Annotated in this window: 13 protein-coding genes; 7 read left to right on the top strand and 6 right to left on the bottom strand. The window is 56.0% G+C overall.

What is annotated here, in order from left to right; all coding sequences use genetic code 11:
* Window positions 1-64 precede the first annotated feature (64 nt).
* A complete protein-coding gene (gene ilvA / locus AC0J4F_RS01035) occupies window positions 65-1,321 on the bottom strand; it encodes a threonine ammonia-lyase IlvA (RefSeq protein WP_133948500.1) in 1,257 nt (418 codons plus the stop codon).
* Between the two features lie 190 nt (window positions 1,322-1,511).
* Between ilvA and AC0J4F_RS01030 the strand changes: the two genes are divergently transcribed.
* From AC0J4F_RS01030 to AC0J4F_RS01015, 4 genes are all read left to right on the top strand, one after another.
* The gene (locus AC0J4F_RS01030) at window positions 1,512-2,270 is read left to right on the top strand and encodes a 16S rRNA (uracil(1498)-N(3))-methyltransferase (RefSeq protein ID WP_133949640.1); all 759 of its coding nucleotides are present in this window, start codon (window positions 1,512-1,514) and stop codon (window positions 2,268-2,270) included.
* A 2-nt stretch (window positions 2,271-2,272) separates the two neighbouring features.
* On the top strand, window positions 2,273-4,030 hold the full coding sequence (locus AC0J4F_RS01025) for an adenylate/guanylate cyclase domain-containing protein (RefSeq protein WP_473025152.1): 1,758 nt from the start codon (window positions 2,273-2,275) through the stop codon (window positions 4,028-4,030).
* A 153-nt stretch (window positions 4,031-4,183) separates the two neighbouring features.
* The gene (locus tag AC0J4F_RS01020) at window positions 4,184-5,557 is read left to right on the top strand and encodes a glutamate--cysteine ligase (protein ID WP_133948498.1); all 1,374 of its coding nucleotides are present in this window, start codon (window positions 4,184-4,186) and stop codon (window positions 5,555-5,557) included.
* Window positions 5,558-5,697: 140 nt separating this feature from the next.
* A complete protein-coding gene (locus AC0J4F_RS01015; RefSeq protein WP_133948496.1) occupies window positions 5,698-6,456 on the top strand; it encodes a hypothetical protein in 759 nt (252 codons plus the stop codon).
* Between the two features lie 84 nt (window positions 6,457-6,540).
* Here the strand turns inward: AC0J4F_RS01015 and AC0J4F_RS01010 are convergent, their stop codons facing one another.
* Entirely contained in the window at window positions 6,541-6,867 is a 327-nt protein-coding gene (locus AC0J4F_RS01010) for a DUF1127 domain-containing protein (RefSeq protein WP_473025151.1), read from the bottom strand.
* A 246-nt stretch (window positions 6,868-7,113) separates the two neighbouring features.
* Here AC0J4F_RS01010 and AC0J4F_RS01005 point away from each other — a divergent pair, with 246 nt between their 5' ends.
* Together AC0J4F_RS01005 and AC0J4F_RS01000 are read left to right on the top strand one after the other, a co-directional pair.
* Complete coding sequence (locus AC0J4F_RS01005; RefSeq protein ID WP_133948492.1) at window positions 7,114-7,989, top strand: LysR substrate-binding domain-containing protein; 876 nt, start codon at window positions 7,114-7,116, stop codon at window positions 7,987-7,989.
* Window positions 7,990-8,090: 101 nt separating this feature from the next.
* Window positions 8,091-8,981, top strand: a complete 891-nt coding sequence (locus AC0J4F_RS01000) for a LysR substrate-binding domain-containing protein (RefSeq protein WP_473025150.1) — start codon at window positions 8,091-8,093, stop codon at window positions 8,979-8,981.
* 35 nt (window positions 8,982-9,016) lie between these two features.
* Here the strand turns inward: AC0J4F_RS01000 and AC0J4F_RS00995 are convergent, their stop codons facing one another.
* The 3 genes from AC0J4F_RS00995 to AC0J4F_RS00985 all read right to left on the bottom strand — a co-directional run bounded on the left by AC0J4F_RS00995 (window position 9,017) and on the right by AC0J4F_RS00985 (window position 12,040).
* Window positions 9,017-9,928 carry a DMT family transporter gene (locus AC0J4F_RS00995; RefSeq protein WP_166672683.1) on the bottom strand — a complete coding sequence of 304 codons (912 nt, stop codon included), beginning with the start codon at window positions 9,926-9,928 and terminating at the stop codon, window positions 9,017-9,019.
* 182 nt (window positions 9,929-10,110) lie between these two features.
* Entirely contained in the window at window positions 10,111-11,247 is a 1,137-nt protein-coding gene (locus AC0J4F_RS00990; protein WP_133948486.1) for an alpha-hydroxy acid oxidase, read from the bottom strand.
* Window positions 11,248-11,263: 16 nt separating this feature from the next.
* The gene (locus AC0J4F_RS00985) at window positions 11,264-12,040 is read right to left on the bottom strand and encodes a FadR/GntR family transcriptional regulator (RefSeq protein ID WP_133948484.1); all 777 of its coding nucleotides are present in this window, start codon (window positions 12,038-12,040) and stop codon (window positions 11,264-11,266) included.
* Window positions 12,041-12,252: 212 nt separating this feature from the next.
* Here AC0J4F_RS00985 and AC0J4F_RS00980 point away from each other — a divergent pair, with 212 nt between their 5' ends.
* Window positions 12,253-13,566, top strand: coding sequence for a DUF3422 family protein (locus AC0J4F_RS00980; protein ID WP_473025149.1), 1,314 nt, complete (start codon window positions 12,253-12,255; stop codon window positions 13,564-13,566).
* A gap of 60 nt (window positions 13,567-13,626) precedes the next feature.
* Here AC0J4F_RS00980 and AC0J4F_RS00975 read toward each other — a convergent pair whose 3' ends face one another.
* Window positions 13,627-14,025 (bottom strand): c-type cytochrome, encoded by a 399-nt coding sequence (locus AC0J4F_RS00975; RefSeq protein ID WP_133948481.1) that lies wholly within the window; start codon window positions 14,023-14,025, stop codon window positions 13,627-13,629.
* Between the last annotated feature and the right edge of the window lie 115 nt (window positions 14,026-14,140).

Genomic DNA, 14,140 nt, shown 5'->3' with positions numbered 1-14,140 from the left:
TGATTCCCTTTTGCCCCGTGAAATTGGCGGCTGGGATGACGCCGGTCAAGGGCAGGTCACTAGGTCAGATCACGAAGTTCGCGATTGCCTCATTGTCGGTGATGTCTTCCCAGCGAATGTCAGACCGGTCGAAGCTGTCGTGCAAGGTTTGGAAGTTTTCCGGCTGTTTTGTCTCAATGCCGATGAGCACCGAGCCAAAGTTGCGGGCAGATTTCTTCAGGTACTCAAACCGGGCAATGTCATCATCCGGGCCCAGCAGAGACAGGAAGTCTTTCAATGCCCCCGGACGCTGTGGCAACTGGATGACATAGTACTTTTTGAGGCCGGAGAACTTTAGCGCCCGCTCTTTCACCTCCGGCAGACGTTCGAAGTCGAAGTTGCCACCCGAAACCACACAGACGATCTTCTTCCCCTTCACCTGCGCCACGGGCAGCCGATTGAGCGCATCAATTGCAAGCGCTCCTGCGGGCTCCAGCACAATCCCTTCAATGTTGAGCATATCGATCATGGTCGCGCACACACCGTCGGTGGGGGCGAGGATTACGTCTTCTGGTGCGAAGGTGGAGAGCTGATTGAAGTTTTCTGCGCCGATTTGGGCAACCGCTGCGCCATCGACGAAGTTATCGACCCAGTCAAGCCGCACCCGCTGATTTGCTTGGAGGCTGTTGTAAAGACTGGGAGCGTTTTCCGGCTCGACCAAACTGAATTTCGCGGTGAGCCCTTTTTCGGAAAAATAGCGGCTCACGCCCGCAGACAGTCCGCCTCCGCCGACCGGAAGGATGAGCCGGTCCCAGTTGGTGCCTTCAGGTGTCTGTTCCACGATTTCCTTGCCGACGGTGGCTTGCCCCAGAATGATTGTTTCGTGATCAAACGGCGGCACCATCAAGCCGTTGTTCTGCGCACAGTATTCCAGAGCGGCCTTGTTCGCGGCGTCAAAGCCGTCACCGATGAGTTTGATGTCTACGAGCGGCGCGCCAAAAGATCGGGTCTTCTGGATTTTTTGTTGAGGTGTTGTGAGCGGCATGAAGACGATGCCCGGCTTGCCGAAATGCCGGCAGGCAAAGGCAAAGCCCTGCGCATGATTGCCTGCGGAAGAGCACACGAAAAGAGCGCAGTCTGGATCTTTGTCCAAGGCCTGATGGATAAAGGCATAGGCGCCGCGCACCTTGTAGCTGCGCACCGGGGTAAGGTCCTCCCGCTTGAGCCAGATGTCGGCCTGATGGAGGTCGGACAGATATTGGCTGTATTGGAGAGGTGTCGGTTCCAGAACTCCGGACAGGAGCTCATGGATCTTGGAGACATCGTCGGCAAACTGTCCCACGTGAATTGCTTTCCCGGTTATCGAAAATTGATGTCCTACTCATCTGAACGGGCCTCAAAAATCAAGGCCCGCAGTTTTCAAAACAGTCCCGAGGATTGAAAATCGCCTGGAAACAGGAATGCTGTGAAGCATCTGACGTTTTGAAAAATCCGCCTTGAATCGAGCACATTCCACCGCCTACCTAAAACGCATGGGGAAATACGAGTTTAATATGCAACGTCTTTTTCTGCGTCACATCCTGGCTGATGGCGCCCGTATCGAAGCGGATCGCGGGCAGGCGAACTACCTATTGAACGTCATGCGTTTAAAGGACGGGGACTACGTTCTGGTCTTTAACGGCAGCGACGGTGAGTGGCTGGCGAAGATCCAGAGCAGCGGCCGGCGTGCCTGTTCGTTGCAACTCATGGAACGGACGCGCGAACAATCCGCGCCAAATGACTTGATCTACATGTTTGCGCCGCTCAAGCACGCACGCCTGGACTACATGGTCCAAAAGGCGGTCGAGATGGGGGCAGGCAGTCTTATGCCGGTCATGACGCAGCACACACAGTCCAGCCGGGTAAATGTCGAGCGCATGGAGGCAAATGTCATTGAAGCGGCCGAGCAATGCGGCGTGCTTTCTGTCCCTAGTGTTTTGTCTCCGATGTCGCTCAAAGATGTTCTAACCGCATGGCCTGAGGCACATGCTGGACGGAAACTGCTTTTCTGCGATGAGGGCGAAGAGACCAACAATCCTCTTTTGACCCTTGTGCAGCTGAAAGAAAATGGACCACCGCCGTTGGCCATTCTCATCGGGCCGGAAGGCGGGTTTTCGGAAGACGAGCGCGCACTTTTGAAAGACCTGGATTTCGTGACCTCAATCCCGTTGGGCCCGAGGATCTTAAGGGCTGACACGGCAGCAGTCGCAGCCCTTGCTGTTGTCCAAGCAACCGTCGGAGACTGGAAGTAGCCATGGACGTGGAGAAGCGCCCAGCAAAAGATGTCTCTGCCACAGGCAACGCTTCTCCAGCCCCTTCCCAGCACGGCGCGCCGATGCATTCGCGACGAGATCGGAAACCTTTCAGAATTCCGGTTGGTGTGGCGCTCGGGTTGGTTTTCTCGCTGCTGCTAGTCGCAATTTGCGGATTGATAATTGCTTACATGGCAGCTGCGGACCGGCGGATTGCGGGCCGCTTGCTGGATCAGCAAGCGGCGGCAATCCTGAATGCCAATCAGGCTGTTTTGGACAAGTTTTTCTCTGAGCAGGATGTTCTGCTTCGCACGATTGCAGTTCATGCAGCGGCGATGCAGCGGCACCTGAACGGCGACGATCTTGAGGCATATAAAAAGCTGCTTCCGGAAAATGCTGAGTTTGAACTTGGCCGATCGGTCATGGACGATGCGCCGGCCGACGAATTGCCGGACGTCGCGTGGTCCGCATTTGAATGGCGCGAGGGGCAGGCGGAAGCCGTGAAAACCGCCGAATTGGACCTTGGAAACGGTCAGAGCTTGTTCGTTCATTATCCGCGTGCCGTGTTTCTTGATGTCGCCAAGGCCATGACCTGGGACAGCCGGCAGCAAGTGTTTTTGCTCTCAGGCCGCAACAACGTGATTGTTGTCCACGGCTTGGAGGGAGCGGATTACTTGGCATCGCCGGAGACGCCATTGCCATCGCTCACAGAAATGACGGAAACACCGTTACACCTGATCTGGGATGCAGGGCATCAGGCGCACATGACTGACGGGCAGATTAGTGGACGTTTGTTTCCAGCTTTTGGCGGCTTCTACACCGCGATTTATATGGAGCTCGACACAGGACCTGCCGACGGTTGGATCATCGGAACGCTTTATCGAGCCGACCAATTCGGAGAAGCATTGGATCAGACCCAGGTGGTACTCTACGCAGCATTGGCGGCGCTGCTCGCTGGAGCTGCCTTGTCTTTCATAGTTGGGCGCAAGTTGGGGCGTCCGCTGGGACGGTTGGCTGAAGCGGCCGCCGATCTCCGCAAGCTGGAATTTCATGAAGAACACCGGCTGTCGTCTTCGCCTTTGGCTGAACTCAACGATGTTAATCAGGCCTTCAACGGGTCGATCGGTGCACTCAATGCCTTTGCCAAATACGTGCCGCGTCAGCTCGTAACCCGGCTGATCGAAGAAGGCATGACCGACAGCCGGAACATTGAACTCCGGGAAATGACGATTGTGTTCACGGACCTTGCAGGCTTCACCAGCTTGGCATCAAATTTGAGCGCAGAAGAAACAGCGGCCTATCTGAACGGCTATTTCGAAACGGTCTCAAAAGTAATCGCCGACAGGGACGGGACCATCGACAAGTTTCTTGGAGACGGTGTCATGGCATTTTGGGGGGCTCCGTCCGACCAACCGGACCATGCCTCCAAGGCAATCGCGGCTGTCACGGCATTGGCCGAGCAGATTGAAAAGGACAGCGCGTTGACCATGCGCCTCAGGATTGGCATTCATACTGGCAAGGTCGTTGTTGGTGATATCGGCTCTGCCTCGCGAATGAATTATACGGTCATCGGTGATGCGGTGAACGTTGCAGCCCGCCTGCAAGAGTATGGCAAGCACGTTGACCCAGGTGCTAAGGTAATCGCGCTTGCAAGCGGAGACACCATGGCGCAATTGCCTGAAGGAGTGAAGGCAACCAGCCTGGGTCCTGTAAAACTCAGGGGCCGTGAGGAGGCTTTGACGGTCTTCAGGATTGCGTGAGGCGCACCTGCATGTCGCATCTGCGCTTGCATTCTACTTTCAAGACTCCTAAATCACCGGAACTCATAAACGCCGGAAAAGGCATCGGATCATCGCGGTTTAAGGGGGCTGGGCTCCTTATGATTTGCACCGCAAACACTGAAGGATGGTTGTATGGCCCGCGATACGGTCGATGCCACACCGATTGAAACGGTCGCTGATCTGGCGGCAACACTGGAAGCGGGTTGCAAACCGACAAGCGATTTCAGGATCGGGACCGAACACGAGAAGTTCGGCTTCAATATAAAAGACAATTCGCCGATCCCCTACGGCGGCGCGAACGGTGTCGAAGCTGTCCTGGAAGGCATGGAGCGCCTACTCGGTTGGGAGCGGATCGAAGACGCTGGAAAGATCATTGGCCTCGCCGATGATCAAGGCGGCGGTGCGATCTCCATCGAACCAGGTGGTCAGTTCGAATTGTCCGGCGCGCCGCTCGACAATCTCCACCAGACCTGCCGCGAAGCCAACCAGCACCTGGCCCATGTCCGTCAGGTGGCAGAGCCGCTGGGGGTCGGTTTCCTGGGTATTGGAATGGCGCCAACCTGGGCCCGGGCAGACATGCCGCGCATGCCGAAGTCGCGCTACGACATCATGACAAATTACATGCCGAAGGTCGGATCCCTTGGCCTCGACATGATGTACCGCACGTCGACGATCCAGGTGAACCTGGATTTTGAAACAGAAGCGGACATGGTCAAAAAGATGCGTGTCGGTCTGGCGCTCCAGCCAATCGCGACGGCAATCTTTGCCAATTCCCCGTTCACTGACGGCAAGCCGAACGGCTTCAAGTCGTTCCGCGCCCAGATCTGGACCGATACGGACATGGACCGCACGGGCGACATGCCCTTTGCCTTTGAGGACGGCTTCGGCTTTGAACGCTATGTCGAATGGGCGCTTGATGTTCCAATGTATTTCGTCAAGCGGGGCGCTGAATATCACGATGTCACCGGCACCACGTTCCGGGCCTTCATGAATGGGGCCCTTGAGGGAAAGATCCCGGATGCCCGTCCGAGCCTTGGTGACTGGAACAACCACCTGTCGACCTTGTTCCCGGATGTGCGGCTGAAGAAATACATCGAGATGCGAGGTGCCGATGGTGGCCCATGGCGCCGGATATGCGCTCTGCCGGCTCTGTGGGTCGGACTGCTCTACGACACCGGTGTTCTGGACCAGGCGTTTGAACTGGTGAAAGACTGGACAGCAGAGGAGCGGGCAGCGTTGCGGGCTGGTGTGCCGGAAACCGCATTGCAGACACCGTTCCGCACTGGAACCGTGCTGGATGTTGCCAAGGACGTCTTGGCGTTGTCTCAAGAAGGCCTCAAACGCCGCGCCCGCATGAGTGATGGCGACCTGGATGAACGGGTCCATCTGGCACCCGTTGAGGAAGGTCTTGCAGCAGGCATGTGCCCGGCCGACATTCTTCTTCAGCGGTACAACGGATCGTGGAACGGAGATCTCTCGCAGATCTTCAGGGATTACGCCTACTGATCCTCTTAAAAGCCTAAGTGGTTTTTCTTATCCCGGCAAAAGCTTTGCCGGGATCAATTGACGTTCTGCCGTGAAGCAGTCACTGTGAGCGAGATAGCCTTGTTTCTCAGGGCCTTGCGCAAGACAGTCGAGGCAGCGTGATGACAGCACATGACAAGGCGGCGCCGCCGTTCGATATCTTCTCCTTGAGCAAAGATATGCAAGAGCGCTTTGGCTGGTCCAATGACGACCTTAATCGTGTCATGGAACATCTGATGACTGCCGCGCTGTCCGGGTTTCAGCATTTCGGTACGCCGAGCAAAAGCATGCCAGACTGGTTTGCTCAGGCAGCGCAACTGTCAGCCGGTTCCAGCAATCCCTTTGCTGACTATGCAAAATTTTTCCAAGCTCCCACACAACAATCCCTGACGCCGTTCTTCGGTCCGGAAGCCGTTCAGCAGGCCGTTGCTGCGCAGATTTCCACGATGACGGGGGTTCAACGAGACGCTGTGCAGGAGTTGATGCCGGTTGCGGCAACACTTGCCTTTGGACAAGTGGCGAGGCCTTTCCTGCAAGGGGAGGCCCAAGTGCTGTTGGATGCCTACCTGCGCGGCTTTGCGCGTGGGCGGCCAAAACGGGCGCCAGCCCCAATCGATTACCTTCAAGGGTACACAGAAGCGATGAATGCCTTCTGGGGCTCGTTCCTGCAACCTGCCGCGGCGCGCCATGCCGAGGATGAAGCTGAGCTGGAGCCGGAGCTCGAAGACGATCTGGTCGATGATGAGGTCGAGGAAGACGAGGCGTCGGAGTTCGACGAAATGGTGTCCGGTTGGATGTCGGCGGGGCGGGACCTGCAGTCCAGCCAGTTCAAGGCGTTTGATGATTTCTTCGCGACAGCAACCAAAAACCTCGGCAAATAAGACGAACAAAAAAAGACCCGCCGAAAAGGCGGGTCAGTTGACGTCAGCAAGGCTTGCCGACAGGGGCTGCTAAACAATTTCCAATCAAGCTGCGATTTCCGGCCGGGGATGTGCCGGGATAACTGTCAGTCTCGGAGCTTTGGGACCCTCGTTGGCGGCACGGGGCATAGGCTGCACTGCGACGATGCTGTGTCCGTTGGCCATCTGCGTCAAAAAAGGTACCGGGTCGGTGTGAACCGGTAGCGCGATAGCTCGTCGAACATCGCTCCGGGTCAGTCCAATGTCCTTCAATGCTGCGTCGCTCAACTCCGAGAGCTTGCCCATTTGGCGGCGGTTCTTGAACACGCGCAGGGCACGGGCAACCAGCTGCCCGGAAAGAGCGAAAATGGGGTGGTGTGCGATATGTGACATGGCGTAATTCTCCTGTGAGCCGCCGGAGGAATTTCCGGCCGCTTGTTCCGCGCCCTTGGGGCAGTCCTTTGTTTGGAACACGCTCTAAATGCGATGGATTAATCCATTATTCCAACGAATGTTTTTGATATGAATAATCAGATATTGTGATATGAAGGCTGTGTCTTAGGAAGAACTCCCGGATTCGAGCCAATTTGGATGGTTTGGTTCCGATTTTTAATCTTCAGAAATTATCGGTGAAGCGGCATGTTAGACTTGGATCAGCTGCGGACATTTGTTGCTATTGCAGAAAGCGGAAGCTTTACTAAAGCTGCTGACAACGTGCACAAGACCCAGTCAGCGGTCTCCATGCAGATGCGCCGGCTTGAAGAGCGGATCGGAAAACCGCTGTTTGTTCGTGTCGGGCGGCAGTCCCGCCTGACCGAACACGGTGAACGGCTCCTGCACTATGCCAGACGGCTTGTGCAGTTGAACGATGAAACACTCGCGGCGTTTGACGATACGGAACTTGCCGGCCTCGTTCGTTTGGGCACACCGGATGACTACGCTGACCGGTTTCTACCGGAGATCCTCGCAAGGTTTTCAAGGTCCAATCCAAAGGCTGAAGTGAGTGTTGTATGTGCGCCGACGCCGAACCTTGCGGACATGATCGGCGAGGGTGAGCTGGATGTGGCGATCATCACGCACGTTCAGAAAAAAGGGCGCAAAAACGTGGAGATCCTGCGCCGGGAACCATTGCTCTGGGTCGCGTCTGCGCGTCATGCAACGGAAAACGAAGCGGTTCTACCAATGGCTTTGGGCCGGGCAACATGTGACTGGCGCAAGGCTGCATTGAGTGCGCTGGAGGACCAGCTGCGCGAGTACCGTCTTTTGTATTCCAGTTGGAACTCAACCGCTGTTGGGGCTGCAGTTTTGGCCGGCTTGGCAATTTCCGTTTTACCTGAATCTGCGTTGCGTTCAGGAATGCGGGTTCTGACAGAAGCGGATGGGTTTCCTCGGCTTCCGGACTGCGAGATTGGCATCATGCGATCCTGGCACAACAATTCCCGCGTAACAGATGCCTTGGTGGAACACATCATGTCGTCCCTCGACAATCTTTCGGTTCCGCAGGCGGCGGAATGATCACAAATTGAATTGCCATAAAATTTGATGTAAGCAAGATCAATCAATCATATTTTATGATGGTCTTGTGACTGCGTTATGTGTCCATTTAGGAGAGCTCCATGAGCCACGCGCTGGATATTGATCAGCTTCGGACCTTTCTTGCAATTGCCGAGCTCGGCAGTTTCACGAAGGCCGGAGAAGCGGTTCACAAGACCCAGTCCGCCGTTTCCATGCAAATGCGCCGCCTGGAAGAACGGGTTGGGCAGCCCATTTTCATCAAGGACGGACGGCAGTCGCGTTTGACTGAACAAGGGCTGCGTCTGGTGGAATACGCCCGTCGAATGATTCAGCTGAATGATGAAACCTTGCTGGCCTTCAACGGCAAAAAGGAGGTCGGTTTCGCCAAGCTTGGCGTCCCTGACGATTATGCCGATCGGCTGCTTCCGCAGGTGCTTGCCGCGTTTAATCGCCTCAACCCTTCTATTGAAGTTCAAGTTGAATGCACCAGCAGTGCAAAGTTGACAAAAGCGGTGCGCGACAATGAGCTCGATGTTGCGATCACGACATCCGGTGATACCAGTGAGTTACGCGGTGAAATCATCCGGCGTGAACCCCTCTACTGGGTTACATCTGAACAGCACAGCGCGCACACACAAGATGTTCTGCGGCTTGCCCTTGGCCCGTCCAGCTGCAGCTGGCGTCGGTTGTCCATGGATGCTTTGGACCGCGCCGGACGCCAGTACCGCGTGTCCTATACGAGCGCGAGCGGCTCGGCCCTGATCGGGGCTGTGCAAGCTGGACTGGCGCTAACCGTGTTTCCCGAAAGCGCTATCCGGGATGGCATGCGGATCCTGGACGAAAGAGACGGCTTCCCGGCCCTACCGCATTGTGACATCGCCATGCTGCGTTCAGATAACGCCCGCCTGCCGATGCATGACCGGCTGTGCAATCACATCATCGCGGCCATTGGCAATGTGGGGACAGTGTCTTCCCGTGAGGCGGCCGAGTAACTCTTCGGACCTCGGATCACTCGTTGAAATCTGACCTATCGAGCGCGCAACATCATTACGTTGCCGCCGATGACACAGGCGAGGCCGCCGATTGCGAGCGGCGTCCACTGGTAGCCTTCAAAGATCGTTGACAGCGCCAGCGCTACAATCGGGAACAGCACTGTGGCGTATCCCGCCCGCGCGGAACCGATCCGTCCAAGGAGCGTCAGATAGGACGCAAATGCAATGACCGAGGCAACCAAGGCCAGGTAGATCAGGCTGCCGATGTATGGCAGCGTCCAGTCAACCGCAAAGCTTTGCCCACGGATTGTAGAAAACAGTCCGAGGAATATCATCCCGTAGACCATTCCCCAGGCGGTTGCGGGCATGACCCCAATCCCGCGGCGCTGCGTATCAGCGGACAACATGTTGCCAAAGCAGAACGACAAGGTCCCACAGATACAAAATCCCAACCCGATCGCGACACTTGTATCGAACTGCGTTCCGGCCATCTCCGGCAAAAACATCAGCGCAATGCCTGCGACGCCGAGAAAGCCAGCAGCCAGAGTGAGTGCGCTCGGGCGTTGACGGAAGAGAACAAGTCCCAGAAAGACGTTAAAGACAGACGCCGTTGAAAACACCACGGCCAAAAGCCCGGAGGGTAGATAGGCAGCGCCATAGTAGAACAGGGTGAAGTTCGTTGAAAACAAAAGCGCGCCAAGTCCGGCGAAGCGAATGTGATCTTTCAGAGGAAAGGTCAGAGGATAACCTCGCATGCGAACCCAGGCCATCATCATCGCTGCGGCAACTACGAAGCGCCAAAAGACAGACACTTCCGGGGCGACACCAGAGATCTGTCCTTTCATCGCAATCCAGCTGAAGCCCCAGGCAAAAACCGTGGCGGCATAGAGACCAAGGTCAGTGGAGTCCATACCGGACCGGTTCAGCGTTGGCTGGGCAATGCTCATGGGAAATACTCGTTTGTGCAGGAACGAGCACAATTTGAGCTTTCGAATACTTCAGCGCAAATGATAGTTTTTGATGAGATGATCAGCTCTGTGAATGGGAACGGGTGTCCTGCGATGCGCCGCCTGACGACACGAACACTTCAGGCGGCACAGATTTTTCAATCAGGAAACGCCCGGATTTCCTAAAGCACGAGATTGTGCCTACCGACCTTCTTGATGTCCGTCTCGCCGCAGAGGCCCATGGTGACATCAAGTTCCTTGTGCATGATCTCAAGGACTTGGCGAACGCCAGGCTTGCCCATAGCGCCAAGACCGTAGATGAAAGCGCGTCCGATGTAGGTGCTGTGGGCCCCCATGGCGACAGCCTTGAAGACATCCTGGCCGGAGCGGATGCCTCCATCGACATGGACCTCGACCTTGTCACCAACGGTGTCGACGATATCCCGCAAGATGTCATAGGAGGCGAGGGCGCCATCCAGCTGCCGGCCGCCGTGGTTCGATACAACGATCGCATCTGCACCGAGATCCGCTGCAATCTTGGCATCTTCAACGTCGTTAATGCCTTTCAGGATCAGTTTCCGGTCCCAGTGTTTTTTGACCCACTCGACTGACGACCAGTCTAGCGTCGGGTCGAACTGGCTGGCCGTCCATTCGGCAAGCGAAGTCATATCTTCAACACCGGAAACATGACCTACGATGTTGCCGAACTCGCGCCGCTTGGTTTGCAGCATGTTCCAGCACCAGCGTGGCTTGAAGGCAAGATCAACGAGCACATGCGGCTTCGGTTTTGGCGGTGTACTGAGACCGTTCTTGATATCGCGGTGCCGTTGACCAAGAACCTGAAGATCCAGCGTCAGGACAAGAGCCGAACAGCCAGCCGTGTGAGCGCGTTTCATCAGGTTCTCAGAAAAGCCGCGATCACGCATGACATAGAGTTGGAACCAGAACGGGTTTTTCGTGTGTTCGGCAACATCCTCGATGGAGCAAACGCTCATTGTTGAAAGCGTAAACGGCACTCCGAATTCTTCGGCGGCTTGTGCGGCCAGGATTTCACCGTCTGCATGTTGCATCCCGGTCAATCCGACCGGTGCGAGTGCTACAGGCATGGCGACATCCTGCCCGATCATGGTTGTTTTGACCGATCGGTTGTCGATGTTGCGCGCAACGCGCTGGCGCAGCTTCTGCCGCTGAAATGCCGCCTCGTTGTCCCAATAGGTGCTTTGGGTCCAGGAGCCCGTGTCGGCATAGTCATAAAACATCTTCGGGACCCGCCGTTTGGCAAGAGCCTGCATATCGGCGACGTCGGTTACAATCGGCATATCGTTTTCCCCTGAGCTATTTTTTTACGGCTCGATCGGAAGCTTGTGTGCGGCGCAGATCGGCCAGTTTCTCGCGCTGATCCAGCTGTTCCTTGGCAGCGAGTGTGGCGCGGACATAATCAATGTGTTCTTCCGCGCAGCGCTGCGCGAGCTTCGGATCTCCAGCGGCAATCGCCTCAAACACCGCCTTGTGCTGTTTCAGCACTTCAGCCCGTGCCGATGTGTGATGGTAGAGACGGCCTCTGTTCAGAAAAACCCCGTTTTCGAAAAGCCGGTAGCAGGAGTGGAGCGTGTGCAGCAGCACCACGTTGTGTGCGGCTTCCCCGACAGCATGATGGAACTCCACATCCAGACGACTTTCAACAAGAGGGTCATCCGCTGCGTACGCGGTGTCCATCTGCTCAACGATGTCACTTAGCCTGCGGATATCCGAAGGAGCTGAGCGCATGGCCGCCATAGCTGAGGCCTGACCCTCAATGCCTCGGCGGAAATCAAAATAGTCGCTCACCGCAGATGGGTGCCGGGAGATCAATTGCACGATTGCCTCGGAAAAGATCGGCCCAATGAGATCACAGACGAATGTTCCACCGCCCTGGCGCGCTTCAATGAGGTCCCGGTCTTCCAGAGTTTTAAGCGCATCCCGCAACACGGGTCGGGATACATGAAGCTGATCTGCCAACACGCGTTCCGCCGGTAGCCGGTCGCCGGATTGAAGGACCCCTTTGAGGATCAGTTCTTCAATTTGATCGACGGCGGCGTCGGCCGTTTTATGAGTGTCTATCGGCTGAAACATCGGTATTTACGCTGTGATTACCGTGCGAAAATAGTCGAGCCGTTAAAATTGGTCAAATAATTTATCCAATTTTGGATTGCAGCTGATGCAAACAAGCCAAAAAGGCCGCACGTGCGCTTATGTCATCTTTCAAGAAATTCAAAATGCCTGTGGTCTTGAGCAATTGAAACCGCCATGCTGTACCGGCTGTTGAGCGCAAGGAGGGGCTGTCGTTGGAAAAAAACCTGGATACCGGTGGGGCACTGCCCACATTCCGCGCGTCGCCTCTAAGGCAAAGGGTTCTCGGTGAAGTTCACGCGCGGCCTTTCCGGCCACTTGCGACCCCGCGAACGGTTCTCCACTACGCATTCCTGACCAATAGTGATGAGGCGGCAGCTGACAAGGAATGGCTGAAAGAGTTCTGTACATCCAGAGGAGTGGCCGGACCGGCCGATGGAGCTCGGTATCACACTCTGGAGTTCGGTGAGGGGCACTTGAGCTGGGAGCAGCACGCCGAATTCACCACCTATACCTGGGATGGCTCAGCTGATCTTGACCACTTGTTTGGTGCGCCTCCGGCGGGCCACCCCTTTGGGGCAGCGTTCCGGGCACCGGGCGAGTTGCTCGTTGCTGTGCGTCTAGAGCTGAGGGAAGAAATTGATGAAAGCCGCTGGCGGCCCACCTTCGAAGAAGGCAGCCTGACGGTCTCATCGCTCGAGCGCGGACAAGCGACCGTCGCAACGGACTTTCGTCAGGATGGAGACGGATTGTCCCGGTTTCTTGTGTTGAACCACTCCATGAGCGACGTGCAGACCGGGGCGATTGTTCAACGGCTTCTGGAACTCGAGACCTATCGAACACTGGCAATGCTGGGCCTGTTCGAGGCGAACACCCTGTCGCCCGATATCCGGAAGTTTGAGATAGAGCTTGCCGCTTTGACCGAACAAATGAAAACAGCAACTGGCCTCGACAGCAATCGAAACCTGCTCAACAAGTTCACGGAATTAGCAGCTTCGCTGGAGGCCGGCGCAACAGCGAGCACCTTCCGGTTTGGTGCGAGCCGCGCCTATTATGAGATCGTGAAAATCCGATTGTCTGCCCTTCAAGAAGAGGCCATGCCGGGCGAGTTGACGATGTCGTCTTTTTTATCCCGCAGGTTGTCGCCTGCGATGCGCACCTGTCAGGCTATTGAAGATCGTCAGGCGATGCTGTCGCGCAAGTTAGCAAGAGCGACAAATTTGCTGCGCACGCGGGTTGATGTGGATCTGGAACAGCAAAACCGCTCACTTCTGGAATCCATGAACAGGCGGGCACGGCTGCAGTTGCGTCTGCAGCAGACGGTTGAAGGTCTGTCGGTCGCAGCTGTCAGCTATTATATCGTGGGTCTGTTTTCCTATTTGGCAAAAGGGGCGAGCGGATCCGGGCTTCCGTTACCGCAGCCTTCAGTCACAACGGCAATCGCCGTACCGGTTGTTGTCTTGTTCATTTGGTGGACGGTGCGCAGAATACGGGCACATCACGTCAAACAGGACAAAGACGACCTGTAATTCTCGCAAAATAAAAGGCCGGGTCTGAAACCCGGCCCTTCTTGAATTTGAGGAACGAATTTAGTTCGTTGTTCCGTCTTCGCTGTATTGTGCCAGATATGCGATCACATCGGCACGATCTTCGTCTTTGCGAAGACCGGCGAAAGCCATGCGACCTTTCGGGATGACGTCACGCGGCTTCAATAGGTATGCGTCAAGGGTCTCTACGTCCCACACGCGGCCTTCACCTGCGCCTTCCATTAGGCTGGGTGAATACTTGTAGCCTTCGATTGTGCCCCAAGCGCGCCCAACGACTCCATTGAGCTGCGGGCCAACTTTGTTTTTCGCGTCTTCGCCTACGGCATGGCAAGCCGCGCATTTTCTAAATACTTTTTCGCCATTGGCCGGGTCGCCCTCAGCGCTGGCTTGTGCCGTGAATGCAATTAGCGCAGTGCCGGCGATCATCAGCAGTCGCTTCATGTGTATCTCCCTCAAATTGGGCAATGACTGCCCCTTCACAAATCAACAGTATGTTGCGTGTCGATGCAAGCGACGCGCCGTCGCAGGCAACACCAAGACACAGTTGCACCAAATT

The sequence above is a fragment of the Roseibium sp. R5 genome, assembly GCF_055755305.1.
This window is presented reverse-complemented; position numbering and strand designations above follow the sequence as displayed.

What these genes read in the sequence shown, in the direction of transcription:
- AC0J4F_RS00990 (WP_133948486.1), bottom strand. Translation starts at nt 11,247, where the DNA reads ATGCCGATTGTAACCGACGTCGCCGATATGCAGGCTCTTGCCAAACGG.
- AC0J4F_RS00985 (WP_133948484.1), bottom strand. Translation starts at nt 12,040, where the DNA reads ATGTTTCAGCCGATAGACACTCATAAAACGGCCGACGCCGCCGTCGAT.
- AC0J4F_RS01020 (WP_133948498.1), top strand. Translation starts at nt 4,184, where the DNA reads ATGGCCCGCGATACGGTCGATGCCACACCGATTGAAACGGTCGCTGAT.
- AC0J4F_RS01000 (WP_473025150.1), top strand. Translation starts at nt 8,091, where the DNA reads ATGAGCCACGCGCTGGATATTGATCAGCTTCGGACCTTTCTTGCAATT.
- AC0J4F_RS01025 (WP_473025152.1), top strand. Translation starts at nt 2,273, where the DNA reads ATGGACGTGGAGAAGCGCCCAGCAAAAGATGTCTCTGCCACAGGCAAC.
- AC0J4F_RS00975 (WP_133948481.1), bottom strand. Translation starts at nt 14,025, where the DNA reads ATGAAGCGACTGCTGATGATCGCCGGCACTGCGCTAATTGCATTCACG.
- AC0J4F_RS01015 (WP_133948496.1), top strand. Translation starts at nt 5,698, where the DNA reads ATGACAGCACATGACAAGGCGGCGCCGCCGTTCGATATCTTCTCCTTG.
- AC0J4F_RS00995 (WP_166672683.1), bottom strand. Translation starts at nt 9,928, where the DNA reads ATGAGCATTGCCCAGCCAACGCTGAACCGGTCCGGTATGGACTCCACT.
- AC0J4F_RS01010 (WP_473025151.1), bottom strand. Translation starts at nt 6,867, where the DNA reads ATGTCACATATCGCACACCACCCCATTTTCGCTCTTTCCGGGCAGCTG.
- AC0J4F_RS01030 (WP_133949640.1), top strand. Translation starts at nt 1,512, where the DNA reads ATGGGGAAATACGAGTTTAATATGCAACGTCTTTTTCTGCGTCACATC.
- AC0J4F_RS01005 (WP_133948492.1), top strand. Translation starts at nt 7,114, where the DNA reads ATGTTAGACTTGGATCAGCTGCGGACATTTGTTGCTATTGCAGAAAGC.